The organism is Pseudomonas sp. LRP2-20 (assembly GCF_024349685.1).
Classification (GTDB): Bacteria; Pseudomonadota; Gammaproteobacteria; order Pseudomonadales; family Pseudomonadaceae; genus Aquipseudomonas.
Window position 1 is genome coordinate 1,678,524 of sequence record NZ_AP025944.1, and the last position, 24,052, is coordinate 1,702,575.

Below are 24,052 nucleotides of genomic sequence, written 5' to 3' on the forward strand. Positions count from 1 at the left end.
GCTTGCCCGCGAACACCGGCGAAGCCGGTGCCATTCACCGCGGTGCCTGCTTCGCGGGCAAGCCCGCTCCCACGGGACTGCATCGGTCGTTGTTGAGTAGCTGAGAACATGCCCACCAAAGAATCCCATCCCAGTGACCTGATCCGCGCCCGCGACCTCGAGGGCGTCGACGTCTGGGCGCTGCCCAGCTTCGACCCGGAGCCAGAGCCGCAACCCGAGCCGGAGCCGGAAGTCGTCGAGGAAGAGGTCGAGGAAGTACCGCTGGAGGAAGTCCAGCCGTTGACCCTCGAAGAACTCGAGGCGATCCGCCAGGAGGCCTACAACGAAGGCTTCGCCACTGGCGAGCGCGAGGGCTTCCACAGTACCCAGCTGAAGGTGCGCCAGGAGGCCGAGGAGGCACTGGCCATCAAGCTGGCCAGCCTGGAGCAACTGATGGGCCACCTGCTCGAGCCGATCGCCGAGCAGGACACGCAGATCGAACGCAGTGTGGTGCATCTGGTTGCGCACATGGCGCGCCAGGTCATCGGCCGCGAACTGCGCAGCGATTCCAGCCAGATCACCCAGGTGCTGCGCGAGGCGCTGAAGCTGCTGCCGATGGGCGCCGACAACATCCGCATCCACCTCAACCCGCAGGATTTCGAGCTGGCCAAGGCCCTGCGCGAACGCCATGAGGAGAGCTGGAAACTACTCGAAGACGAAGCCCTGCTGCCAGGTGGCTGCCGGATCGAGACCCTCCACAGCCGCATCGATGCGACCATGGAAACTCGCATCGAAAAAGCCGTGGCGCAATTGTTCGACCAGTTGCATGACCAAGCCCTGCACCCGGCGGCTGCGGACATGTCGGTGGAACTGGACACCAGCGATGCGCCTTGACCGCACCAGCTTCGGCAAGCGCCTGGGCGGTTACGCCGAGGCGATCGCGCTGCCGGTGCAACCGGTGGTCGAAGGCCGCCTGCTGCGCATGGTCGGCCTTACCCTCGAAGCCGAAGGCCTGCGCGCCGCGGTAGGCGGGCGTTGCCTGGTGATCAACGACGACAGCTACCACCCGGTGCAGGTCGAGGCCGAGGTGATGGGCTTTGCCGGCAACAAGGTGTTCCTGATGCCGGTGGGCAGCATCGCTGGCATCGCGCCGGGCGCGCGCGTGGTGCCGCTGGACGACAGTGGGCGCCTGCCCATGGGCATGAGCATGCTTGGCCGGGTGCTCGACGGTGCCGGGCGCGCCCTCGACGGCAAGGGCGGCATGCGCGCAGAAGACTGGGTGCCGATGGACGGGCCGATCATCAACCCGCTCAACCGTGATCCGATCAGCAAGCCGCTGGACGTCGGTATTCGCAGCATCAATGGTCTGCTCACCGTCGGCCGTGGCCAGCGCCTGGGCCTGTTCGCCGGCACTGGCGTCGGTAAATCGGTGTTGCTGGGCATGATGACCCGCTTCACCGAAGCGGACATCATCGTCGTCGGCCTGATTGGCGAGCGGGGCCGCGAGGTCAAGGAATTCATCGAGCACATCCTCGGCGAGGAGGGGCTCAAGCGCTCGGTGGTCGTGGCATCGCCCGCTGACGATGCGCCGCTGATGCGTTTGCGCGCGGCCATGTACTGCACGCGCATTGCCGAATACTTCCGCGACAAGGGCAAGAACGTCCTGCTGCTGATGGATTCGCTGACCCGTTTTGCCCAGGCTCAGCGCGAAATCGCCCTGGCCATCGGTGAGCCACCGGCTACCCGCGGCTATCCGCCGTCGGTGTTCGCCAAGCTGCCCAAGCTGGTGGAGCGCGCTGGTAACGGCGAGCCCGGTGGTGGTTCGATTACAGCCTTTTACACCGTGCTGTCCGAGGGTGACGACCAGCAGGACCCGATCGCCGACTCGGCGCGGGGTGTGCTCGACGGCCACTTCGTGTTGTCCCGGCGCCTGGCCGAGGAGGGGCATTATCCGGCGATCGACATCGAAGCTTCGATCAGCCGGGTCATGCCGCAGGTGGTGGATGCCGACCACTTGCGCCAGGCACAGAAATTCAAGCAACTGTGGTCAAGGCTGTCGCAGAGTCGCGACCTGATCAGCGTGGGCGCCTATGTGGCCGGTGGCGACCCGGAAACCGACCTGGCGATTGCCTTGCAGCCGCGGCTGGTGGACTTCCTGCGCCAGGGGCTGGACGAAAATGTCGGCATGGGCCAGAGCCGCACCGAGCTGGGGGCGATCTTCACGCCGCCGGCGAAAGGCTGATAGGTCATGAGCCTGCCCGGTCGCGCTGCCCGCCTGGCCCCTGTGGTCGACATGGCCGAAGAGGCTGAGCGCAAGGCCGCCCAGCGCGTGGGGCAGTTCCAGCAGCAAGTGGTTCAGGCCCAGGCCAAGCTGGCAGAGCTGGAGTCGTTCCGCGAAGGGTATCAGGCGCAGTGGATCAACCGCGGCGGGCAGGGCGTGAACGGCAGCTGGCTGCTCAACTACCAGCGCTTTCTGGCCCAGCTGGAAACGGCCATGACCCAGCAGCGCCAGAGCCTGGCCTGGCATGAGAACAACCTGAAGAATGCCCGTGGCACCTGGCAGCAGGCCTATGCCCGGGTGGAAGGGCTGCGCAAGCTGGTGCAGCGGTACATGGAGGAGGCACGGCGGGCCGAAGACAAGCGCGAGCAGCGTTTGCTGGACGAGCTGTCGCAGCGCTTGCCGCGGCAAGGTCATTTGTAACCTGTGCCGGCCTCTTCGCGGGGCAAGCCCGCTCCCACAGGGACCACGCAATGCTTGAGATTGTGGTGATCACTGTGGGAGCGGGCTTGACCCGCGAAGAGGCCGGCACAGGCTTGCCTTGATAGTCCGGCCACTGGCTGCTAAACCTTGAAGAGTTGCATTCGCCATCATCGAAGGAATCGCTAGCATGGCAGTCGAGACAGACTTTTCGCAGGACGGCAAAAAGCTCACGATCAAGGTCAAGGGGCGCTTCGATTTTGGCAAGCATCAGGAATTTCGTGATGCCTACGAACGCCAGCCTAAAAGACCCGACTCGGTGGTGGTCGACCTGAAGGACGCCACCTATCTGGACAGCTCCGCGCTGGGCATGCTGCTGTTGCTACGTGACCATGCCGGCGGTGACGACTCGGACGTTCGCGTGGTACATGCCAGCTCCGACGTGCGCAAGATCCTGGCGATTTCCAATTTCGAAAAACTGTTCGATATCAGTTGAACGCCCAGATGCCGGCCGAACAGGCGTTGACCGTGCTGGTGGCTGAGGACGGGGCGGTCGACCGCCTGCTGCTGGCGCAGATCGTCCGTCGCCAGGGGCACCAGGTGTTCACCGCGGAAAATGGCGAACAAGCCGTGGCGTTGTTTGTCGAGAAGCGCCCGCAGCTGGTGTTGCTCGACGCCTTGATGCCGGTGATGGATGGTTTCGAGGCCGCGCGGCAGATCAAGGCGCTGGCCGGCGAGGCGCTGGTGCCGATCATCTTCCTGACCTCGCTGAACGAGGAGGATGCCTTGGTGCGTTGCCTGGAGGCCGGGGGCGACGACTTCATGGCCAAGCCCTACAGTGCGGTGATCCTCGGTGCCAAGATCCGCGCCATGGACCGCCTGCGGCGCTTGCAGGCGACCGTGCTCGAGCAGCGTGACCAGATCACCCGCCACCATCACCACCTGCTCAACGAACAACGGGTGGCCAAGGCGGTGTTCGACAAGGTCGCCCACTCCGGCTGCATCACCGCACCGAACATTCGTTACCTGCAGTCGCCTTACGCCCTGTTCAATGGCGACCTGTTGCTGGCGGCGTTCACCCCGGCGGGTGACATGCATGTGTTGCTCGGCGACTTCACCGGCCATGGTCTACCCGCCGCAGTCGGCGCGATGCCGCTGGCGGAAGTGTTCTATGGCATGACTGCCAAGGGTTACGGCCTGGCACAGATGCTGCGCGAGATGAACGCCAAGCTCAAGCGCATCCTGCCGGTGGACATGTTCTGCTGCGCGCTGCTGCTCAAGATCAGCGTGCAGCGCGGTGCCGTGGAAGTGTGGAATGGCGGGATGCCGGATGGCTATCGGCTTTCTGCCGATGGCGCAGTACTCGGCTGCCTGGGTTCGCGGCACTTGCCACTGGGTATCCTGGCGCCGGAGCGCTTCGACGACAGTACCGAGGTGTTGCCGCTGGCGGCGGGTGAGCGGCTGCTGCTGCTGTCCGATGGCGTGGTCGATACCGCAGACGAGCAGGAGCGCCTGTTCGGCGTCGAGCGCTTGCGCGAGGTGCTGGGGGCCAATCGCGACCCGGCGCAGTTGTTCGACGAAGTGATGCAGGCCCTGGAGCGTTTCGGTGGGCGCCCCCGGGATGACATCAGCCTGTGTGATATTCGCATGTTCAGTGGCGAAGAGCGGGTGCCTGCGCCAACCTTGTATTCCGACAGTGGACGCTCCAGCCCGCTGGACTGGTCGCTGGGCTTCGAGTTGCGGGGCGAAAGCCTCAAGCGTTTCAATCCCGTGCCCTATCTGGTGCAGTTGTTGCAGGAAATCCATGGGCTGCGGCCGCGCACCGGTGCCTTGCACAGTGTGCTCAGCGAGCTTTATTCCAATGCCCTGGAGCATGGTGTGCTGGGCCTGGATTCACAGCTCAAGCGTGATGTGCAGGGGTTTGCCGACTACTATCAGGAACGGGCCCGGCGCTTGGTCGCGTTGGCCGAAGGTTTCGTGCGCATCGACCTGAAGGTGGAACCGTCAGGGGCGGGTGGGCGTCTTACCATCGAGGTTCGCGACAGTGGCGCGGGGTTCGATGTGTGCGGTGTATTGTCGCGCCCGTCCCTGGAACAGGACTTGAGCGGGCGCGGGCTGAACCTGGTAAAGCGGCTTGGCAGCCGTGCCGAGTGGAGCGAAGGCGGCCGTTGTGCCCGCGTTCAGTTCGATTGGTGATGCGTCTGGAGGGCCGCGGGGCGGCTCAGGCATAATCCGGCTTGATCAAGGAGTGAGCAAGTGACAGACAAGCATATTGACCACAAGGTACTCAGCGACTTGCAGGAGGTCATGGAAGATGGCTACCTGCAATTGTTGGAAACCTTTCTGGAAGATTCCGAGCGGCGCTTGAGCCAGCTGCATGAGGCCAAGAGCGTCGATGAACTCGGCATGGCCGCGCACAGCTTCAAGGGCAGCAGCAGCAACATGGGCGCTGTTGGCCTTGCCCAGTTGTGCCAGCAGCTGGAAGAGCGGGTGAAGGTGCGGCAGTTGTATGGCATCGAGGATCTGATCAACCAGATCGACCGGGAATACCTGGAAGTGAAGTGCTTCTATCGCGGCGAACGTGAGCGCGTTTCGGCTAACTGATGGCAAGTTGGCGCGACTCTTGCGTATCTGTAGCCAGATGATATTCCAGTTTCTGGCGCGGAGACCGTTCAATGCCTGTCGCACCCAACCCTTTGTTGCAAGCCAACACCCTGAGCAAGCCGTCGAACGCGGGTTCCTCGCGGGTGGACAAGCCGCTGCAGGCGGCGGGCGGGCAGGGCGGCGGCTTCGATCAGGTCATGGCCGGACAGGGGCGTGACAAGGCGCCCGCGCGCAATGACAAGGTGGTTCAGCCCGGCCCCAAGGACAAGCCTGATGTTGCCCGGGGCGGCAAGCAGCAGGCCGCCGACAAGCCGGCGGTTGCCGATGACGGCAACAAATTGCCAGCAGACGATGCCACGCAGCCTGCTACCGATGCTGCCACCGCCAGCGACTCGGGTTCGCTCGATGCCAGCCTGGTCGCGGGCCAGGTCACTGATGCGCAGCCCGGCGCGCAATTGTTGCAGGCCCAGGCCGAAGCCGTGGCGCCGGTCTTGCAGGCCGCTATCCAGCAGGCGCCCGTGGCCGAGGTTAGCGAGCCGTTGGCAGAAGAGTCCGAGGCTGATGCCTTCGACCCGGATGCCGACCCCTTGGCCAACCTGCCGACCTTGCGCCTGGCATTGGAGCAGACTGCCCAGGCCAAGGGCACGACATCGGCCCATGCAACTGACACAACCAAGGCTCAATCCGATGATGGGCAAGCGGCCGTCAATCCGTTGGCGACCCTGATCGACAAGGTCGAGGGTGAAGCAGGGAAGTCCGAGACCGGTGACAAGGCCTTCGGCGCCTTGATCGAAGATGGCCTCAAGGACACCAAGAGCGCCAGCAGCGATACCCGCGTCGACGACTTTGCCAACCGCCTGGCCAGCCTGACCCAGGCGGTTACCGCCAAGACTGCCAATGCGCTGCCGGTTAACGCCAACCCGTTGCATCAGCCCTTGCAGATGAACCAGGGCGCCTGGGCCGAAGGCCTGGTCAACCGGGTCATGTACCTGTCCAGTCAGAACCTCAAGTCGGCGGATATCCAGCTGGAGCCGGCTGAGCTCGGGCGCCTCGATATCCGTGTCAATGTCGCGACTGACCAATCCACCCAGATCACCTTCGTCAGTGGCCATGCTGGCGTGCGTGATGCGCTGGACAGCCAGGTGTATCGCCTGCGCGAACTGTTTGCCCAGCAGGGGCTGGCGCAGCCGGACGTCAACGTCGCAGACCAGTCGCGCCAGCAACAGCAGCAGGCGCAGCAGGACGGCTCGCAGCTGTCCGGGGTCGCTGCGCGCCGGGCGCAGAGGGGCGAGCAGGGTAGTGAGTTGGGCGACGGCTCGCGGGCTGTCGAGCAGCAGGTGGTCATTGGCGACAGTGCTGTCGATTACTACGCTTGATGGGCCTGCATTTGAATATGCGGCGCCTGTGAGATCGAGCGCCGCCCGCGCGGCGCATCGCGAGCTGCGCTCGCTCCTACGTTTGTTTCGGGCCAGTAACGTTTGTGGCAGGCGCGCGCGACCGCCTGGTTTGTACGACTCCATATCGAGTCAGGCGCCAAGGCGTTCGCGCGCAAATCCCGCAGGAATAATTGGCCCGAAACAAACGTAGGAGCGAGCGCAGCTCGCGATGCGCCGCGCGGGCGGCGCTCGATGTCACAGGCGCCACACCTCTCAATCCAGACACTCTCAATCCAAACCTGGCATAACACTTGCTCAAGCCACGTCATCCTCCTTTGAAACCCCGATGGACGACGGATTATTGGCATGGCGAAGAGCGACGCAGTGAAAGACCCCGCCGCAAAAGGCAAACTCAAGCTGATCCTGCTGCTGGTGCTGGCCCTGTTGCTGGCGGTCGGCCTGTCGGTCGGTGCCACCTGGTTCATCATGCACAAGAGTGAATCGGCGCCCGCCCCTGAAGCGGCCGCTACCAACGTCAAGGCCCCCGCGATCTACGTGCCGCTGGCCCCCGCCTTCGTGGTCAACTTCAACCAGAACGGCCGCCAGCGCTACATGCAGCTGAGCATCACCATGCAAGGCCGTAGCCAGGCCGACCTGGACGCACTCTCGGTGCACATGCCGGTAATCCGCAACAACCTGGTGATGATGTTCTCCGGGCAGGGCTTCGACACCTTGGCGGCCAGTTCGGTGGGCCAGGAGATGCTGCGTCAGAAAGCCACCGCGGTGGTTCAGGAAGTGGCGCAGAAGGAAGTCGGCAAGCCGGTGGTCGACCAGCTGCTGTTCACCAATTTCGTATTGCAGTAGGAGTCCGCAATGGCCGTACAGGACCTGCTGTCCCAGGATGAGATCGATGCCCTGTTGCATGGCGTCGACGATGGGCTGGTACAGACCGAGAGCGTTGCCGAGCCCGGCAGCATCAAGAGCTACGACCTGACCAGCCAGGATCGGATCGTGCGCGGTCGCATGCCGACCCTGGAAATGATCAACGAGCGGTTTGCCCGCTACACCCGCATCAGCATGTTCAACCTTTTGCGGCGCTCGGCCGACGTGGCAGTGGGTGGCGTGCAGGTGATGAAGTTCGGCGAGTACGTGCATTCGCTGTACGTGCCGACCAGCCTCAACCTGGTCAAGATCAAGCCGCTGCGTGGTACCGCACTGTTCATTCTCGACGCCAAGCTGGTGTTCAAGCTGGTGGACAACTTCTTTGGCGGTGACGGTCGTCACGCCAAGATCGAAGGCCGCGAATTCACCCCCACCGAGCTGCGTGTGGTGCGCATGGTGCTGGACCAGTGCTTCGTCGACCTCAAGGAAGCCTGGCAGGCGATCATGCCGGTCAACTTCGAGTACATGAACTCCGAGGTCAACCCGGCCATGGCCAACATCGTCGGCCCGAGCGAGGCGGTGGTGGTCTCGACCTTCCATATCGAACTGGACGGCGGCGGGGGCGACCTGCATGTGACCATGCCGTATTCGATGATCGAGCCGGTGCGGGAAATGCTCGATGCGGGCTTCCAGTCTGACCTCGACGACCAGGACGAACGCTGGGTCAAGGCCCTGCGCGAGGACGTGCTGGACGTTTCCGTGCCGCTGACCGCCACGGTCGCCCGCCGCCAGTTGAAGCTGCGCGACATCCTGCACATGCAGGCCGGCGACGTGATCCCGGTGGAGCTGCCCGAGCACCTGGTGCTGCGCGCCAATGGCGTGCCGTCGTTCAAGGCGCGCCTGGGCTCGCACAAGGGCAACCTGGCCCTGCAGATCATTGACCCGATCGAACGCCGCTGACGGCGTGCCGGTCGCTCTTTACGAATTGAATGCCTGTCGAGGACATCATGGCTAACGAAAACGAGATCACTTCCCCGGAAGACCAGGCCCTGGCCGATGAGTGGGCCGCGGCCCTGGAAGAAACCGGTGATGCCGGCCAGTCCGACATCGACGCGTTGCTCGCCGGTGACAGCGGCAAGCCCGGTGCCGGTCGCCTGCCGATGGAAGAATTCGCCAGCTCCCCGCGGCCGAATGAGAACGTCAGCCTCGAAGGGCCGAACCTGGATGTGATCCTGGATATTCCAGTGAGCATTTCCATGGAAGTGGGCAGCACCGAAATCAATATCCGCAACCTGCTGCAGCTCAACCAGGGCTCGGTGATCGAACTCGACCGCCTGGCCGGTGAACCGCTCGATGTGCTGGTCAATGGCACGCTGATCGCCCATGGCGAAGTGGTCGTGGTCAACGAGAAGTTCGGCATCCGCCTGACTGACGTGATCAGCCCTAGCGAACGCATCAAGAAGCTGCGCTGAGTGAAGGGCACGATGCGGGCCGTGACGGCCTTTGCCGCGCTGCTGGCCAGTGAAGTGGCCATCGCGGCCGCCAACCCTGCTGCCAGCCCGGTTGCGGCGCCGGCGGCTGCGCCCGGCAGCCTCGGCGGGCAGCTGGCACAGATGGTGTTCGGCCTGTTGCTGGTGGTGGGCCTGATCTTCTTGCTGGCCTGGGTGCTACGCCGCATGCAGGGCGCCACGCCCAAGGGCGGGCAGGTGATCGAGATCGTCGGCAGCCGCACCATTGGCCCGCGTGACCGGCTGTTGCTGGTTCAGGTTGGCAAGGAGCAGATCCTTATCGGCCATGCCCCGGGCAGCATCGAGGCGTTGCACGTGCTGGCCGAACCCGTCGAAGTACCCGCCAGCGCGCGCCAGGCGACGCCGGAGTTTGCCCAGCGGCTGATGGAGCTGATGGGCAAGGACCAGAAGGACAAGAAGTGATGACCCGCGCCTTGCGCCTGCTGTTGAAAACGTCGTTGAGCACCTTGGTGCCGCTCGCCCTGCTGCTTGCTGCACCGCTGGCCCTGGCCGCCGACCCGTTGTCGATTCCGGCCATTACCCTGTCCAACACTGCGGACGGGCAGCAGGAGTATTCGGTCAGCCTGCAGATCCTGCTGATCATGACGGCGCTAAGCTTCATTCCGGCGTTCGTCATCCTGATGACCAGCTTCACCCGCATCATCATCGTGTTCTCGATCTTGCGTCAGGCCCTGGGCCTGCAGCAGACGCCGTCGAACCAGGTGCTGACCGGCATGGCGCTGTTCCTGACGATGTTCATCATGGCGCCGGTGTTCGACCGGGTGAACCAGGATGCCCTGCAGCCATACCTGAGCGAGAAGATGACGGCCCAGCAGGCCATCGAAAAGGCCCAGGGACCGCTCAAGGACTTCATGCTGGCGCAGACCCGGCAGAGTGACCTCGATCTGTTCATGCGCCTGTCCAAGCGCACCGACATTGCTGGCCCCGATCAGGTGCCGCTGACGATCCTGGTGCCGGCGTTCGTCACCTCGGAACTGAAAACCGCGTTCCAGATCGGTTTCATGATCTTCATCCCGTTCCTGATCATCGACATGGTGGTGGCCAGTGTGCTGATGGCCATGGGTATGATGATGTTGTCGCCGTTGATCATCTCGCTGCCGTTCAAGATCATGCTGTTTGTCCTGGTCGATGGCTGGGCGCTGATCATGGGTACCTTGGCCGGCAGTTTCGGCGGCGTCTGACGCCGCCAGGGAGAGCCCCGCATGACACCTGAAGTAGCTGTCGACCTGTTTCGTGATGCGCTGTGGCTGACCACCTTGATGGTTGCCGTGCTGGTGGTGCCGAGCCTGCTGGTCGGCCTGATCGTGGCCATGTTCCAGGCCGCCACACAGATCAACGAACAGACCTTGAGCTTCCTGCCGCGCCTGCTGGTGATGCTGGTCACGCTGATCGTTGCCGGGCCCTGGCTGGTGCAGAAGTTCATGGAGTACATCACCGGCCTGTACACCAGCATCCCGCAGCTGATCGGTTGAGCCTGCCATGCTGGAGCTGACCGACGCGCAGATCGGCACCTGGGTCGCCACCTTCATCCTGCCGCTGTTCCGGGTGACCGCGGTGCTGATGACCATGCCGATCTTCGGCACGCGCATGCTGCCGGCGCGCATCCGCCTGTACGTGGCGGTGGCCATTACCGTGGTGATCGTGCCGGCGTTGCCGCCGCTGCCGGAGTTTGACCCGTTGAGCCTGCGCGGCCTGCTGCTGTGTGGCGAGCAGGTCATCGTCGGCGCGTTGTTCGGTTTCTCCCTGCAGCTGCTGTTCCAGGCCTTCGTCATTGCCGGGCAGATCATTGCCGTGCAGATGGGCATGGCCTTTGCCTCGATGGTCGACCCGGCCAACGGGGTCAACGTCGCAGTGGTCAGCCAGTTCATGACCATGCTGGTGAGTGTGCTGTTCTTGCTGATGAACGGCCATCTGGTGGTGTTCGAGGTCATGACCGAGAGCTTCACCACCTTGCCGGTGGGCCACGCCCTGGTGGTCAATCAGTTCTGGGAAATGGCTGGCCGCCTGGGGTGGGTGTTCGGGGCCGGCCTGTTGCTGATCCTGCCGGCGATCACCGCACTGCTGGTGGTGAACATCGCCTTCGGCGTGATGACTCGTGCCGCGCCGCAGCTGAACATCTTTTCCATTGGTTTTCCGCTGACCCTGGTGCTGGGCATGGGTATCTTCTGGGTAGGGCTGGCCGATGTGCTTTCCCACTACCAGACGTTGGCCAGTGAGGCGCTGCAATGGCTGCGTGAGCTGGTGAGGGTGCGCTGAGCATGGCAGAGAGCGAGAGCGGCCAGGACAAGACGGAAGACCCCACCGACAAGCGCAAGCGCGACGCGCGGGAAAAAGGCGAGATCGCCCGGTCCAAGGAGCTCAACACGGTTGCCTCGACCCTGGCCGGCGCCGGCGCGCTGCTGGCCTTCGGCGGCAACCTGGCGGAAACCTTGATGAAGCTGATGCAGCTGAATTTTTCCCTGACCCGCGAGGTGCTCACCGACGAGCGCTCGATGGGCATGTTCCTGCTGGCTTCGGGCAAGATGGCGATCTGGGCGGTGCAGCCGATCCTCATGCTGCTGTTCGTCATCGCCTTCGTTTCGCCCATTGCCCTCGGCGGGTTCATTTTCTCGGGCAGCCTGTTGCAACCCAAGTTCAGCCGCATGAATCCATTGTCGGGTATCAAGCGGATGTTTTCGCTGAACTCGTTGACCGAACTGCTCAAGGCCATGGCCAAGTTCATGGTGATCCTGGTGGTGGCGCTGGTGGTGTTGGGCAATGACCGCCAGGCGCTGCTGGCCATTGCCAACGAGCCTCTGGAGCAGGCGATCATCCACAGTGTCCAGGTGGTTGGCTGGAGCGCCCTGTGGATGGCGGCCGGCCTGCTGCTGATTGCCGCGGCCGACGTGCCATACCAGCTGTGGCAGACCCACAAGAAGCTGAAGATGACCAAGCAGGAGATCAAGGACGAGTACAAGGACAGCGAAGGCAAGCCTGAGGTCAAGCAGCGCATCCGTCAGTTGCAGCGAGAGGTGTCGCAGCGGCGCATGATGGCCGCCGTGCCCGAGGCCGATGTGATCATCACCAACCCGACGCACTATGCCGTGGCCCTGCAGTACGACCCCGAGAAGGGTGGGGTGGCGCCGCTGCTGGTGGCCAAGGGCACCGACTTCATCGCCTTGAAGATTCGCGAGATCGGCGTCGAGCACAAGGTGCAGATCCTTGAGTCGCCAGCCCTGGCGCGGGCGATCTACTACTCCACCGAGGTCGAGGGGGAAATCCCGGCGGGGCTGTACCTGGCGGTGGCACAGGTGCTGGCCTACGTGTTCCAGATCCGCCAGTACCGCGCTGGTAAAGGCAAGCGGCCGGAGCCGCTCAAGGGTGATCTGCCGATTCCGCCGGACTTGCGGCGCGACAATTGATTCGGGCCTGTACAGGCAACATAAATCCATAGCCGTACAAAGTTGGAAGGCTTCTTGCAAAGCCACGCCCAAGCGCCCCTTGGGCGTCAAAGTTTTGCATCAAGAGGACTCGCGGTGGATCGCACTCAGTTAATCAGCAACGCCCGCAACAACCTGGCCGGGCTCGGCCGGGGCAACCTGGGCGTGCCGTTGCTGCTGCTGGTGATGTTGGCAATGATGATGTTGCCGATACCGCCGTTCCTGCTCGACGTGTTCTTCACCTTCAACATCGCCCTTTCGATCGTCGTCCTGCTGGTCTGCGTGTACGCCCTGCGTCCATTGGATTTCGCCGCGTTCCCCACCATCCTGCTGGTGGCGACCTTGCTGCGCCTGGCGCTGAACGTGGCTTCCACGCGAGTGGTCATGCTTCATGGCCAGGAGGGCCACGGCGCTGCCGGTAAAGTGATCCAGGCCTTCGGCGAGGTGGTGATCGGCGGCAACTACGTGGTCGGTGCGGTGGTGTTCGCCATCCTCATGATCATCAACTTCGTGGTGGTCACCAAAGGTGCCGGGCGTATTTCCGAGGTGAGCGCACGCTTCACCCTCGACGCCATGCCTGGCAAGCAGATGGCCATCGACGCTGACCTCAACGCTGGCCTGATCGACCAGGCCCAGGCCAAGGCGCGCCGCGCCGAGGTGGCCCAGGAGGCCGAGTTCTACGGTTCGATGGACGGTGCCAGCAAGTTCGTCCGCGGTGACGCCATCGCCGGCCTGCTGATCCTGTTCATCAACCTGATCGGTGGCATGCTGATCGGTATGCTGCAACACAACATGTCGTTCAGCGATGCGGGCAAAGTTTACGCCTTGCTGACCATTGGTGACGGTTTGGTGGCGCAATTGCCATCACTGCTGCTGTCCACCGCTGCGGCGATCATGGTCACCCGAGCCTCGGGATCCGAGGACATGGGCAAACTGATCAATCGCCAGATGTTCGACTCGCCCAAGGCGCTGGGTGTGTCTGCGGCGCTGATGATCATCATGGGCCTGGTGCCGGGCATGCCGCACATCGCCTTCCTCAGCCTCGGCCTGCTGGCCGGGGGCGGTGCCTACCTGGTGTGGAAGAAGCAGCAGAAGGCCAAGCTCGACGCGCAGAAGGAGGCGCAGCGCCAGCAGGACCTGTTGCCGTCGCCGCAGCGCGCAATGGAAACCAAGGAGCTGGGCTGGGACGACGTGACGCCGATCGACATGATCGGTCTGGAAGTCGGCTACCGGCTGATTCCACTGGTCGACCGCAACCAGGGTGGCCAGCTGCTGGCGCGAATCAAGGGGGTGCGCAAGAAGCTGTCCCAGGACCTGGGCTTCCTCATGCCGACCGTGCATATCCGCGACAACCTCGACCTGCAGCCGAGCGCCTATCGCCTGACGCTGATGGGGGTGATCCTCGCCGAGGCCGATATCTACCCTGACCGCGAGCTGGCGATCAACCCGGGGCAGGTGTTTGGTGTGCTCAACGGCATCGCCGCGCGCGACCCGGCATTCGGCCTGGAGGCGGTGTGGATCGACGTCGGCCAGCGTGCCCAGGCGCAGTCGCTGGGGTACACCGTGGTCGATGCCAGTACCGTGGTAGCCACCCACCTCAACCAGATCCTGCAGAAGCACTGCCATGAGCTGATCGGCCACGAAGAGGTTCAGCAGCTGTTGCAGGTATTGTCCAAGGCTTCGCCTAAACTTGCAGAAGAGCTGGTGCCCGGTGTCATTTCCTTGTCGGGGCTGCTCAAGGTCCTGCAAGCATTGCTGTCCGAGCAAGTGCCGGTGCGTGACATTCGCAGTATTGCCGAGGCCATCGCCAACAATGCCGGCAAGAGTCAAGATACCGCCGCGCTGGTGGCGGCGGTGCGCGTCGGATTGTGTCGTGCCATTGTCCAAAGCATTGTCGGCGTTGAGCCCGAGCTGCCTGTGATCACCCTGGAGCCAAGGTTGGAACAGATCTTGCTCAATAGTTTGCAAAGGGCCGGGCAAGGTCAGGAAGACGGTGTTCTTCTTGAGCCGAGCATGGCCGAAAAGCTGCAGCGTTCGTTGATCGACGCCTGCCAGCGCCAGGAAATGCAAGGCCAGCCGGCCATTCTCCTGGTAGCTGGCCCGATCCGTGCCATGCTGTCGCGCTTCGGCCGCCTGGCTGTACCGAATTTGCATGTTCTGGCGTATCAGGAAATACCGGATAACAAGCAAGTCACCATCGTTGCCACAGTGGGCCCCAACGGCTGAGGTAGTGGGTTATGCAAGTCAAGCGTTTTTTCGCCGCCGATATGCGTCAGGCCATGAAGCTGGTCCGTGATGAGCTGGGCTCCGATGCCGCCATCATCGGCAACCGCCGCATCGCCGGTGGTGTCGAGCTGACCGCCGCGCTGGACTACAAGCTGTCCGCGCTGGCCCCACGCGTGCCCAATGCCGAGCTGGAAGAAGAGCTGCGCAAGACCCAGTCGCGCATTGCCACTGCCCAGGCCGAGCTGGACAACCGTGCCGAGGCCAGCGAAGGCAACCGCCAATTGTTCGCCGGCCAGTCGCTGACGGCGGCCGAGCCGCTGATCGAACCGCACGTCGATGTGCCGGCCCCGGCGCCTGCGCCGGCGCAGCCAGCCGTCGATCCGCGCCTGTTCGATGCCATGCGTTCGGAGCTGTCGGGCCTGCGCGAACTGCTCGAAGTGCAGCTCGGCTCGCTGGCCTGGAACCAGCTGCAGGGCAGCAAGCCGGCCCAGGCCAACCTTTGGCGTCGCCTGCAACGCATCGGCCTGTCCGGCCCGATCGCCCGCGAGCTGCTCGACCTCACCAACGAGATCGAAGAACCGCGCCAGGCTTGGCGGATGCTGCTGGCGCACCTGGCACGGATGATCGAAGTGCCTCAGGTCGAACCGATCGAAGAGGGGGGCGTGATCGCCATGGTCGGCCCGGCCGGCATGGGCAAGACCACCACCCTGGCCAAGCTGGCGGCGCGTTATGTGCTCAAGTACGGCCCGCAGAACTTGGCCCTGGTGAGCATGGACAGCTTCCGCATCGGTGCCCAGGAGCAGCTCAAGACCCTGGGGCGCATCCTTAACGTGCCCGTGACCTACGTCGATCCGGGCCAGTCGCTGGCAGCGGCGCTGGAGCCGCTGCTGCGCAAGCGCGTGGTGCTGATCGATACCGCCGGCCTGCAGGCCAGCGACCCGGCCCTGCGCATGCAACTGGAAACCCTGGCCGGACGGGGCATTGCCGCGAAGAACTACCTGGTGCTGGCCACCACCAGCCAGAAGCAGGTGCTGACCGCCGCCTACCACAGCTACAAGCGCTGCGGCCTGGCCGGCTGCATCCTGACCAAACTCGATGAAACGGCGAGCCTCGGCGACGTGCTGAGCCTGGCCATCAGTCATGAACTGCCCGTGGCCTACCTCACCGATGGTCCGCGCATTCCTGACGACCTGCACCTGCCGCGCCCGCACCAGTTGGTGACCCGCGCGGTGAACGTGCAGTTGCAGGACGAGCCCAGCGAAGAGGCGATGGCCGACATGTTCGCTGATCTCTACCACAACCCGCGGCGCGCGGGTTGAGGATGAAGCGTATGCAAAGTACCTACATTCCGGGGCTGGCAGTGTCGCCCCGCGTGTGGCTTGGGTCCAAGCGAGACAAGGTAAACAACGAACATGGGTAGCATGCATCCCGTACAGGTGATCGCCGTCACTGGTGGCAAAGGTGGCGTCGGCAAGACTAACGTTTCAGTGAACTTGTCCCTGGCGCTGGCCGAGCTCGGCCGTCGGGTGATGTTGCTGGACGCCGACCTTGGCCTGGCCAATGTCGACGTGTTGCTGGGCCTTACCCCGAAACGCACCCTGGCTGATGTCATCGAAGGGCGCTGCGAGCTGCGTGATGTGCTGTTGCAGGGGCCGGGCGGTGTGCGCATCGTGCCGGCTGCCTCGGGTACCCAGAGCATGGTGCACCTGGCACCGGCCCAGCATGCCGGGCTGATCCAGGCGTTCAGCGAGATCGGCGACAACCTCGACGTGCTGGTGATCGACACCGCTGCGGGTATTGGTGACTCGGTAGTCAGCTTTGTTCGCGCAGCCCAGGAAGTGCTGCTGGTGGTGTGCGACGAGCCTACCTCGATCACCGACGCCTACGCGCTGATCAAGCTGCTCAACCGCGACTACGGCATGAACCGTTTCCGCGTGCTGGCCAACATGGCCCAGAGCCCGCAGGAAGGGCGCAACCTGTTCGCCAAGTTGACCAAGGTCACCGACCGCTTCCTCGACGTCGCCCTGCAATACGTCGGCGCCGTGCCGTACGACGAGAGCGTGCGCAAGGCCGTGCAGAAGCAGCGCGCGGTGTATGAGGCGTTCCCGCGCTCCAAGTGCGCCCTGGCCTTCAAGGCCATCGCGCAGAAAGTCGACAGCTGGCCGCTGCCCGCCAACCCGCGCGGGCATCTTGAGTTCTTCGTCGAACGCCTGGTGCAACCCACCAGCGCAGGGCCCGTGCTATGAACGCGAGCGGCTTCAAGATGTACAGCAAGGCGTCGAAAGACGCCCAGTTCGAGCTGGTGGAACGCTACGCGCCGCTGGTCAAGCGCATTGCCTACCACCTGCTGGCACGCCTGCCCGCCAATGTTCAGGTCGAGGACCTGATCCAGGCCGGCATGATCGGCCTGCTGGAAGTGGCCAACAAGTATGACGCCAGCAAGGGTGCCAGCTTTGAAACCTACGCCGGCATCCGCATCCGCGGGGCGATGCTCGATGAGGTCCGCAAGGGCGATTGGGCACCGCGTTCGGTGCACCGCAATACGCGCATGGTCAGTGACGCGATGCGCGCCGTGGAAGCAAGAACCGGTCGCGACGCTAAAGATCATGAAGTTGCTGCCGAACTCCAGTTGAGTCTCGATGATTACTACGGGATCTTGAACGATACCTTGGGGAGCCGCCTGTTCAGTTTCGACGACCTGTTGCAGGACGGCGAGCACGAAGGGCTGCACGAGGACGGCGTCAGTGGCCAGATCGAGCCGTCGCGCGATCTGGAGGACGAGCGCTTCCAGGCTGCCCTGACCGATGCGATCGCCAACTTGCCGGAGCGTGAGCGGCTGGTGTTGGCGCTGTACTACGACGAAGAGCTGAACCTCAAGGAAATCGGTGAGGTACTGGGGGTCAGCGAGTCGCGTGTCAGCCAGTTGCACAGCCAGTGTGCCGCGCGCCTGCGCAGCCGCCTGGGGGAATGGCGGGCGCGTTGAGCCCGGGGGTCGTTGCAGTCGTTTTCCACGTGTTTTCCATGTTGCACCGAATTGAATGAATACGCGTGCTCGCAGCCGAGCGCGTTTGAGACTGCTTGGAGGTCTACTTGAACAAAGACATGAAAATCCTCATCGTTGACGACTTTTCGACGATGCGGCGGATCATCAAGAACCTGTTGCGTGACCTGGGCTTCACCAACACCGATGAAGCCGATGACGGCACTACCGCGCTGCCGATGCTCGAAAGCGGCCATTACGACTTCCTGGTGACCGACTGGAACATGCCCGGCATGTCCGGTATCGACTTGTTGCGCAAGGTGCGTGCCCACGATCGCCTGAAAAGCATGCCGGTGCTGATGGTGACCGCCGAAGCCAAGCGCGACCAGATCATCGAAGCGGCCCAGGCCGGGGTCAATGGTTACGTGGTCAAACCGTTCACCGCCCAGGTGCTCAAAGAAAAGATCGAGAAGATCTTCGAACGCGTCAACGGCTGAGTCACGTCAGGGGGGGCGCCATGGAATCAACACAGACGTCTTTGGGGGAGTTCGAGACGACCCTGAAGAAACATGCTCAGGAGCTGGTCGAGAGCCTGGAGCGGGGGCGCTTCGGCGAGGCGGTGCAGCTGATCCATCAGCTCAACCAGACCCGCGATCGCGGCCTGTATCAGGAAGTCGGCAAGCTCACCCGTGAGCTGCACAGCGCGATCGTCAGCTTCCAGATCGACCCGCGCATGCCGCAGGCCGAGGAAGTTTCGCAGATCACCGACGCCACCGAGCGCCTGTCCTACGTGGTCAAGCTCACCGAGGGCGCTGCCAACCGCACCATGGACCTGGTGGAGGAGAGCACCCCGGTGCTCAACGACCTGTCGGCCGAGGCACAAAGCTTGAGCGTCGACTGGCAGCGCTTCATGCGCCGCGAAGTCGCAGCGCCGGAGTTTCGTGAGCTGGTCAAGCGCGTCGACAGTTTCCTGACGCACAGCGCCGAGGGGAACCGCAAGGTTGCCGGCCATCTCAACGACATTCTGCTGGCCCAGGACTATCAGGACCTGACTGGCCAGGTGATCAAGCGCGTGACCGCGCTGGTGACCGAAGTGGAAAGCAATCTGCTCAAGCTCGTGCTGATGGCCAGTCAGGTCGACCGCTTTGCCGGTATCGAACATGACCACCAGCAGCTGCGCGCTGAAAAAGATCAAGAAAAACATCCGACTCGGGGTGAAGGTCCGCAGATTCATGCCGATAAGCGTGAAGACGTTGTGTCCGGTCAGGACGACGTCGACGATCTGCTGTCCAGCCTGGGTTTTTAAGGAGCACGTTTAATGAGCTTCGGCGCCGATGAAGAAATCCTTCAGGATTTCCTGGTAGAAGCCGGCGAAATTCTTGAGCAACTGTCCGAGCAACTGGTCGAGCTGGAAAGCCGGCCCGACGATGCCGACCTGCTCAATGCGATCTTTCGCGGTTTCCACACTGTAAAAGGGGGCGCCGGCTTCCTTCAGCTGAACGAGCTGGTGGAGTGCTGCCACATCGCTGAGAACGTGTTCGACATCCTGCGCAAAGGTGAGCGCCGGGTCGACGCGGAACTGATGGATGTGGTGCTCGAGGCGCTGGATACGGTCAACAGCATGTTCGGCCAGGTGCGTGAGCGCAGTGAAGTGACCCCGGCCACTCCGGAGCTGCTGGCGGCCTTGTCGCGCCTGGCGGAGCCTGCCAGCGCCGACGCCCCGGCCGCGGTGGTCGAAGCTGCGCCGGAGCCTGTGGCGGCAGAGGCGGACATCACCGACACCGAGTTCGAACAACTGCTCGACTCGCTCGACGCGGTCAAGGCCGAAGCGGCCGCCTTCGACGCGCAGCTGCAGGGCGAGACCCTGAGCGGCTCGGGTGACGAGATCACCGACGCCGAGTTCGAATCGCTGCTCGACCAGTTGCATGGCAAGGGCCAGTTCTCGCCTGAAGTGGCCGCCGCCGAAGCGGTGGTCGACGCCAGTGCGCCTGTGAGCGACGAGATCACCGACGAAGAATTCGAGTCGTTGCTGGACCAGTTGCACGGCAAGGGCACCTTCCAGGCCGATGCCTTGCCAGCTGCCGCAGTTGCAGTGGAAAGCGCTGCCGCGCCAGCCAGTGGTGACGAGATCACCGAGCACGAGTTCGAAGCGCTGCTCGACCAGCTGCACGGCAAGGGCAAGTTCACCGGTGAGGCTGCCGTTGCCCAGGCGCCTGCCGCCGTGGCCGCGCCGGTTGCAGAAAAGGCTGAAAGCAAGCCGGTCGCCAGGCCTGCTGCTGCCCCGGCCGCTGCTGCACCTGGCAACGTCACCGCAGCCAAGCCTGCCGCGCCAGCGCGCACCCCGGCCGCGGCCGCGGAAAAGCCTGCCAGCGAAGCGGAGACCACCGTACGCGTCGACACCGCGCGCCTGGACGAGATCATGAATATGGTCGGCGAACTGGTGCTGGTGCGTAACCGCCTGGTGCGCCTGGGCCTTAACAGCGGCGACGAGGCCATGTCCAAGGCCGTGTCCAACCTCGACGTGGTCACCGCCGACCTGCAGACGGCGGTGATGAAGACCCGTATGCAGCCGATCAAGAAGGTCTTCGGGCGCTTCCCACGCCTGGTTCGCGACCTGGCGCGGCAGCTGAAGAAAGAGATCAACCTGGAACTGGTCGGTGAAGAGACCGACCTCGACAAGAACCTTGTCGAGGCCCTGGCCGACCCGCTGGTGCACCTGGTGCGCAACGCCGTCGACCACGGTGTCGAGATGCCCGACGAGCGCGAAGCTGCGGGCAAGGCGCGCACCGGGCGCGTGGTGCTGTCGGCCGAGCAGGAAGGTGACCACATCCTGCTGTCGATCTCTGACGACGGCAAGGGCATGGACCCGAGCATCCTGCGCGCCAAGGCCGTGGAAAAGGGCCTGATGGACAAGGACGCCGCCGACCGTTTGAGCGAATCGGACTGCTACAACCTGATCTTCGCCCCGGGCTTCTCGACCAAGACCGAGATTTCCGACGTGTCCGGCCGCGGCGTCGGCATGGATGTGGTTAAGACCAAGATTTCCCAGCTCAACGGCTCGATCAACATCTTCTCGGCCAAGGGCCAGGGTTCGAAGATCGTCATCAAGGTGCCGCTGACCCTGGCGATCATGCCGACCCTGATGGTGATGCTGGGCAACCAGGCGTTCGCCTTCCCGCTGGTCAACGTCAACGAGATCTTCCACCTCGACCTGTCGCGTACCAACGTGGTCGACGGCCAGGAAGTGGTGATCGTGCGCGACAAGGCGCTGCCGCTGTTCTACCTCAAGCGCTGGCTGGTTCAGGGCCAGGTGCACGAGGAGCAGCGTGAGGGCCATGTGGTGATCCTGTCGGTCGGTACCCAGCGTATCGGCTTCGTGGTCGACCAGCTGGTGGGCCAGGAAGAGGTGGTGATCAAGCCGCTGGGCAAGATGCTGCAGGGCACGCCGGGCATGTCCGGCGCCACCATCACCGGTGACGGCCGCATCGCGCTGATTCTCGACGTGCCGAGCATGCTCAAGCGTTACGCGGCACGGCGTATCTGATTTTCGGCGGCGCACCCTGGCAGGTTGCGCCGCCTAATGGAGTGTTTATGGCAGTCAAGGTCCTGGTGGTGGATGATTCCGGTTTCTTCCGCCGCCGCGTTTCGGAAATCCTCTCGGCGGACCCGACCATCCAGGTGGTCGGCACCGCGACCAACGGCAGGGAAGCGATCGACCAGGCACTGGCGCTCAAACCCGATGTCATCACCATGGACTACGAAATGCCCATGATGGATGGCATCACCGCAGTGCGGCACATCATGCAGCGCTGCCCGACGCCGGTGTTGATGTTCTCCTCGCTGACCCACGAAGGTGCCCGCGTCACCCTCGACGCGCTGGATGCCGGTGCGGTGGATTACCTGCCGAAGAACTTCGAAGACATCTCGCGCAACCCGGAAAAGGTCAAGCAACTGCTGTGCGAGAAGGTGCATACCATCTCGCGCAGCAACCGCCGTTTTGGCAGCTACGCCAGCCACGCGCCGGTCACCGCGCCTGCACCGGCCAGCAGCCATGCACCCGCCAGCAGCCTGGCCAGCGCCGCGCCGGTACGCACTGCCGCGCCTGTTCGTGCGCCGGCACCGGCGCCGGCCGCATCGCATTCCCCGGCGCCCAAGCGCAAGCCTTACAAGCTGGTGGCGATCGGTACGTCCACTGGCGGCCCGGTGGCCCTGCAGCGTGTGCTGACCCAGTTGCCGGCGAACTTCCCGGCGCCGATCGTGCTGATCCAGCACATGCCGGCGGCCTTCACCAAGGCCTTTGCCGAACGCCTCGACAAGCTGTGCAAGATCAGCGTCAAGGAAGCCGAAGACGGTGACATGCTGCGCCCGGGCCTGGCGCTGCTGGCCCCTGGCGGCAAGCAGATGATGATCGACGGCCGTGGCGCGGTGAAGATCCTGCCCGGTGACGAACGCCTGAACTACAAGCCGTGCGTGGACATCACTTTTGGTTCGGCGGCCAAGTCCTATGGCGACAAGGTGTTGTCGGTGGTGCTCACCGGCATGGGCGCCGATGGCCGTGAAGGTGCGCGCCTGCTCAAGCAGGGCGGCAGCACGGTGTGGGCCCAGGATGAGGCCAGCTGTGTGATCTACGGCATGCCTATGGCCATCGTCAAAGCCAACCTGGCCGACGCGGTGTACAGCCTGGATGAAATCGGCAAACACCTGGTCGAGGCGTGCGTCTGATGGATGTGCTCAGCCTGATTGGCCTGATCCTGGCGTTCGTCGCCATCGTTGGCGGCAACTTCCTCGAAGGTGGCCACGTCGGTGCCTTGCTCAATGGCCCGGCCGGCCTGATCGTGCTCGGTGGCACCCTGGCGGCAGCATTGCTGCAGTCGCCGCTGTCGGCCTTCAAGCGCGCGCTGCAGATCCTGCGCTGGATCTTCTTCCCGCCGCGGGTCGACCTGGCCGGGGGTATCGACCGGGTGGTCAACTGGAGCCTGGTGGCACGCAAGGAAGGCCTGCTCGGCCTGGAAGGCGTGGCTGATGCCGAACCCGACCCGTACGCCCGCAAGGGCCTGCAACTGCTGGTCGATGGCGCCGAGCCGGAATCGATCCGCAGCATCCTCGAAGTCGACTTCCTGACCCAGGAAAGCCGTGATATCCAGGCTGCCAAAGTGTTCGAGAGCATGGGCGGCTATGCCCCGACCATCGGTATCATCGGTGCGGTCATGGGCCTGATCCACGTCATGGGCAATCTGGCCGACCCGTCGCAACTGGGTAACGGCATCGCCGTGGCCTTCGTCGCCACCATCTACGGCGTGGCCAGTGCCAACCTGATCCTGCTGCCGATCGCCAACAAGCTGAAGGCCATCGTCATGCGCCAGTCGCGCTACCGCGAGATGCTGCTCGAAGGCCTGCTGTCGATTGCCGAGGGCGAGAACCCGCGCTCGATCGAGCTGAAGCTGCAAGGCTTCATGGAGTAAGCCATGCGCCGTCGCCGTCATACCGAGGAGCACGAGAATCACGAACGCTGGCTGGTGTCGTACGCCGACTTCATCACCTTGCTGTTCGCCTTCTTCGTGGTCATGTATTCGATCTCCTCGATCAACGAGGGCAAGTACAAGGTCATCTCGCAAGCGCTGCTCGGGGTGTTCAACGACCCTGAGCGGAGCATGAAGCCGATCCCGATCGGCGATGAGCAACCGCTCAGCGTGAAACCGGCTGAACCTTTGATCAAGGACAGCGAGCAGACCGACGCAGGCCTGGCGCAGACCAGCGTCGACCCGCTGAAGAGCATCAGCGACGACGTGCGCGATGCCTTCGGCGACCTGATCAAGTCCGACCAGATGACCGTGCGCGGCAACGAGCTGTGGGTGGAAATCGAGCTGAACTCGTCCCTGTTGTTCGGCAGTGGCGATGCCATGCCCAGTGACAAGGCGTTCGCCATCATCGAGAAAGTCGGCAGCATCCTCAAGCCGTTCGCCAACCCGGTGCATGTCGAAGGCTTCACCGACAACCTGCCGATTCGTACGGCACAGTACCCGACCAACTGGGAACTGTCGGCGGCGCGGGCGGCGAGCATCGTGCGCCTGCTGGCCATGGAAGGGGTCAACCCGGCGCGCATGGCCTCGGTGGGTTACGGCGAGTACCAGCCGGTGGCCAGCAACGACAGCGCCGAAGGGCGTGCGCGCAATCGCCGGGTAGTGCTGGTGATTTCCCGCAACCTCGACGTGCGCCGCAGCCTGACCGGCTCGGGCAGTGCCAACGCCACCCCGGATGCGGCGCTGCGCCGTGCTGGCACACAAAGTGCACCGCCAGCCCCAGCAGCGACGACGGCGAAGTGAGCCGTCAATTCTCCGTCACCGCAAACCTAATGGGGG

At 63.7% G+C, this 24,052-nt stretch carries 25 protein-coding genes; all 25 read left to right on the forward strand.

Annotated elements, in window-relative coordinates; translation table 11 throughout:
* Nucleotides 1-108 precede the first annotated feature (108 nt).
* The 25 genes from fliH (at nucleotide 109) to motD (ending at nucleotide 24,016) form a co-directional block, all read left to right on the forward strand.
* A complete protein-coding gene (gene fliH, locus OCX61_RS07320) occupies nucleotides 109-873 on the forward strand; it encodes a flagellar assembly protein FliH (RefSeq protein WP_261943209.1) in 765 nt (254 codons plus the stop codon).
* On the forward strand, nucleotides 863-2,221 hold the full coding sequence (gene fliI, locus OCX61_RS07325) for a flagellar protein export ATPase FliI (RefSeq protein ID WP_261943210.1): 1,359 nt from the start codon (nucleotides 863-865) through the stop codon (nucleotides 2,219-2,221). Before fliH ends, fliI begins: the two co-directional genes overlap by 11 nt.
* A gap of 6 nt (nucleotides 2,222-2,227) precedes the next feature.
* Nucleotides 2,228-2,680 (forward strand): flagellar export protein FliJ, encoded by a 453-nt coding sequence (gene fliJ, locus OCX61_RS07330; RefSeq protein ID WP_261943211.1) that lies wholly within the window; start codon nucleotides 2,228-2,230, stop codon nucleotides 2,678-2,680.
* Between the two features lie 187 nt (nucleotides 2,681-2,867).
* Nucleotides 2,868-3,173, forward strand: coding sequence for an STAS domain-containing protein (locus OCX61_RS07335; protein ID WP_110636523.1), 306 nt, complete (start codon nucleotides 2,868-2,870; stop codon nucleotides 3,171-3,173).
* An 8-nt stretch (nucleotides 3,174-3,181) separates the two neighbouring features.
* Nucleotides 3,182-4,873: a fused response regulator/phosphatase gene (locus OCX61_RS07340; RefSeq protein WP_261943212.1), complete on the forward strand. Its 1,692-nt coding sequence runs from the start codon at nucleotides 3,182-3,184 to the stop codon at nucleotides 4,871-4,873.
* A gap of 60 nt (nucleotides 4,874-4,933) precedes the next feature.
* The gene (locus tag OCX61_RS07345) at nucleotides 4,934-5,281 is read left to right on the forward strand and encodes an Hpt domain-containing protein (RefSeq protein ID WP_261943213.1); all 348 of its coding nucleotides are present in this window, start codon (nucleotides 4,934-4,936) and stop codon (nucleotides 5,279-5,281) included.
* Nucleotides 5,282-5,352: 71 nt separating this feature from the next.
* Nucleotides 5,353-6,657, forward strand: coding sequence for a flagellar hook-length control protein FliK (locus OCX61_RS07350; RefSeq protein ID WP_261943214.1), 1,305 nt, complete (start codon nucleotides 5,353-5,355; stop codon nucleotides 6,655-6,657).
* Between the two features lie 366 nt (nucleotides 6,658-7,023).
* On the forward strand, nucleotides 7,024-7,521 hold the full coding sequence (fliL, locus tag OCX61_RS07355; RefSeq protein ID WP_261943215.1) for a flagellar basal body-associated protein FliL: 498 nt from the start codon (nucleotides 7,024-7,026) through the stop codon (nucleotides 7,519-7,521).
* A 9-nt stretch (nucleotides 7,522-7,530) separates the two neighbouring features.
* Nucleotides 7,531-8,499 (forward strand): flagellar motor switch protein FliM, encoded by a 969-nt coding sequence (gene fliM, locus OCX61_RS07360; RefSeq protein ID WP_027921190.1) that lies wholly within the window; start codon nucleotides 7,531-7,533, stop codon nucleotides 8,497-8,499.
* A gap of 47 nt (nucleotides 8,500-8,546) precedes the next feature.
* On the forward strand, nucleotides 8,547-9,011 hold the full coding sequence (gene fliN / locus OCX61_RS07365; protein ID WP_110636814.1) for a flagellar motor switch protein FliN: 465 nt from the start codon (nucleotides 8,547-8,549) through the stop codon (nucleotides 9,009-9,011).
* Nucleotides 9,012-9,023: 12 nt separating this feature from the next.
* A complete protein-coding gene (fliO, locus tag OCX61_RS07370) occupies nucleotides 9,024-9,470 on the forward strand; it encodes a flagellar biosynthetic protein FliO (RefSeq protein ID WP_261943216.1) in 447 nt (148 codons plus the stop codon).
* On the forward strand, nucleotides 9,470-10,249 hold the full coding sequence (gene fliP / locus OCX61_RS07375) for a flagellar type III secretion system pore protein FliP (RefSeq protein WP_400810146.1): 780 nt from the start codon (nucleotides 9,470-9,472) through the stop codon (nucleotides 10,247-10,249). The genes fliO and fliP overlap by 1 nt, the downstream gene beginning before the upstream one ends.
* A gap of 21 nt (nucleotides 10,250-10,270) precedes the next feature.
* Nucleotides 10,271-10,540 (forward strand): flagellar biosynthesis protein FliQ, encoded by a 270-nt coding sequence (gene fliQ / locus OCX61_RS07380; RefSeq protein ID WP_027921194.1) that lies wholly within the window; start codon nucleotides 10,271-10,273, stop codon nucleotides 10,538-10,540.
* Between the two features lie 7 nt (nucleotides 10,541-10,547).
* On the forward strand, nucleotides 10,548-11,324 hold the full coding sequence (gene fliR / locus OCX61_RS07385; RefSeq protein ID WP_261943217.1) for a flagellar biosynthetic protein FliR: 777 nt from the start codon (nucleotides 10,548-10,550) through the stop codon (nucleotides 11,322-11,324).
* 2 nt (nucleotides 11,325-11,326) lie between these two features.
* A complete protein-coding gene (gene flhB, locus OCX61_RS07390) occupies nucleotides 11,327-12,469 on the forward strand; it encodes a flagellar biosynthesis protein FlhB (RefSeq protein WP_261943218.1) in 1,143 nt (380 codons plus the stop codon).
* A gap of 114 nt (nucleotides 12,470-12,583) precedes the next feature.
* Nucleotides 12,584-14,713, forward strand: coding sequence for a flagellar biosynthesis protein FlhA (gene flhA / locus OCX61_RS07395; protein WP_261943219.1), 2,130 nt, complete (start codon nucleotides 12,584-12,586; stop codon nucleotides 14,711-14,713).
* 11 nt (nucleotides 14,714-14,724) lie between these two features.
* Nucleotides 14,725-16,032 (forward strand): flagellar biosynthesis GTPase FlhF, encoded by a 1,308-nt coding sequence (gene flhF, locus OCX61_RS07400; RefSeq protein ID WP_261943220.1) that lies wholly within the window; start codon nucleotides 14,725-14,727, stop codon nucleotides 16,030-16,032.
* 93 nt (nucleotides 16,033-16,125) lie between these two features.
* Nucleotides 16,126-16,959: a flagellar synthesis regulator FleN gene (gene fleN / locus OCX61_RS07405; RefSeq protein ID WP_054884183.1), complete on the forward strand. Its 834-nt coding sequence runs from the start codon at nucleotides 16,126-16,128 to the stop codon at nucleotides 16,957-16,959.
* Nucleotides 16,956-17,696 (forward strand): RNA polymerase sigma factor FliA, encoded by a 741-nt coding sequence (gene fliA, locus OCX61_RS07410; protein ID WP_261943221.1) that lies wholly within the window; start codon nucleotides 16,956-16,958, stop codon nucleotides 17,694-17,696. Before fleN ends, fliA begins: the two co-directional genes overlap by 4 nt.
* Before the next feature lie 119 nt (nucleotides 17,697-17,815).
* Nucleotides 17,816-18,190, forward strand: a complete 375-nt coding sequence (locus tag OCX61_RS07415) for a chemotaxis response regulator CheY (RefSeq protein WP_197891551.1) — start codon at nucleotides 17,816-17,818, stop codon at nucleotides 18,188-18,190.
* Nucleotides 18,191-18,210: 20 nt separating this feature from the next.
* On the forward strand, nucleotides 18,211-18,999 hold the full coding sequence (locus tag OCX61_RS07420) for a protein phosphatase CheZ (RefSeq protein ID WP_261943222.1): 789 nt from the start codon (nucleotides 18,211-18,213) through the stop codon (nucleotides 18,997-18,999).
* A 12-nt stretch (nucleotides 19,000-19,011) separates the two neighbouring features.
* On the forward strand, nucleotides 19,012-21,237 hold the full coding sequence (locus OCX61_RS07425) for a chemotaxis protein CheA (RefSeq protein ID WP_261943223.1): 2,226 nt from the start codon (nucleotides 19,012-19,014) through the stop codon (nucleotides 21,235-21,237).
* Nucleotides 21,238-21,284: 47 nt separating this feature from the next.
* The gene (locus OCX61_RS07430) at nucleotides 21,285-22,415 is read left to right on the forward strand and encodes a protein-glutamate methylesterase/protein-glutamine glutaminase (protein WP_261943224.1); all 1,131 of its coding nucleotides are present in this window, start codon (nucleotides 21,285-21,287) and stop codon (nucleotides 22,413-22,415) included.
* Nucleotides 22,415-23,155 (forward strand): flagellar motor protein, encoded by a 741-nt coding sequence (locus OCX61_RS07435; RefSeq protein WP_261943225.1) that lies wholly within the window; start codon nucleotides 22,415-22,417, stop codon nucleotides 23,153-23,155. The genes OCX61_RS07430 and OCX61_RS07435 overlap by 1 nt, the downstream gene beginning before the upstream one ends.
* A gap of 3 nt (nucleotides 23,156-23,158) precedes the next feature.
* Entirely contained in the window at nucleotides 23,159-24,016 is an 858-nt protein-coding gene (motD, locus tag OCX61_RS07440) for a flagellar motor protein MotD (RefSeq protein ID WP_261943226.1), read from the forward strand.
* Nucleotides 24,017-24,052 lie beyond the last annotated feature (36 nt).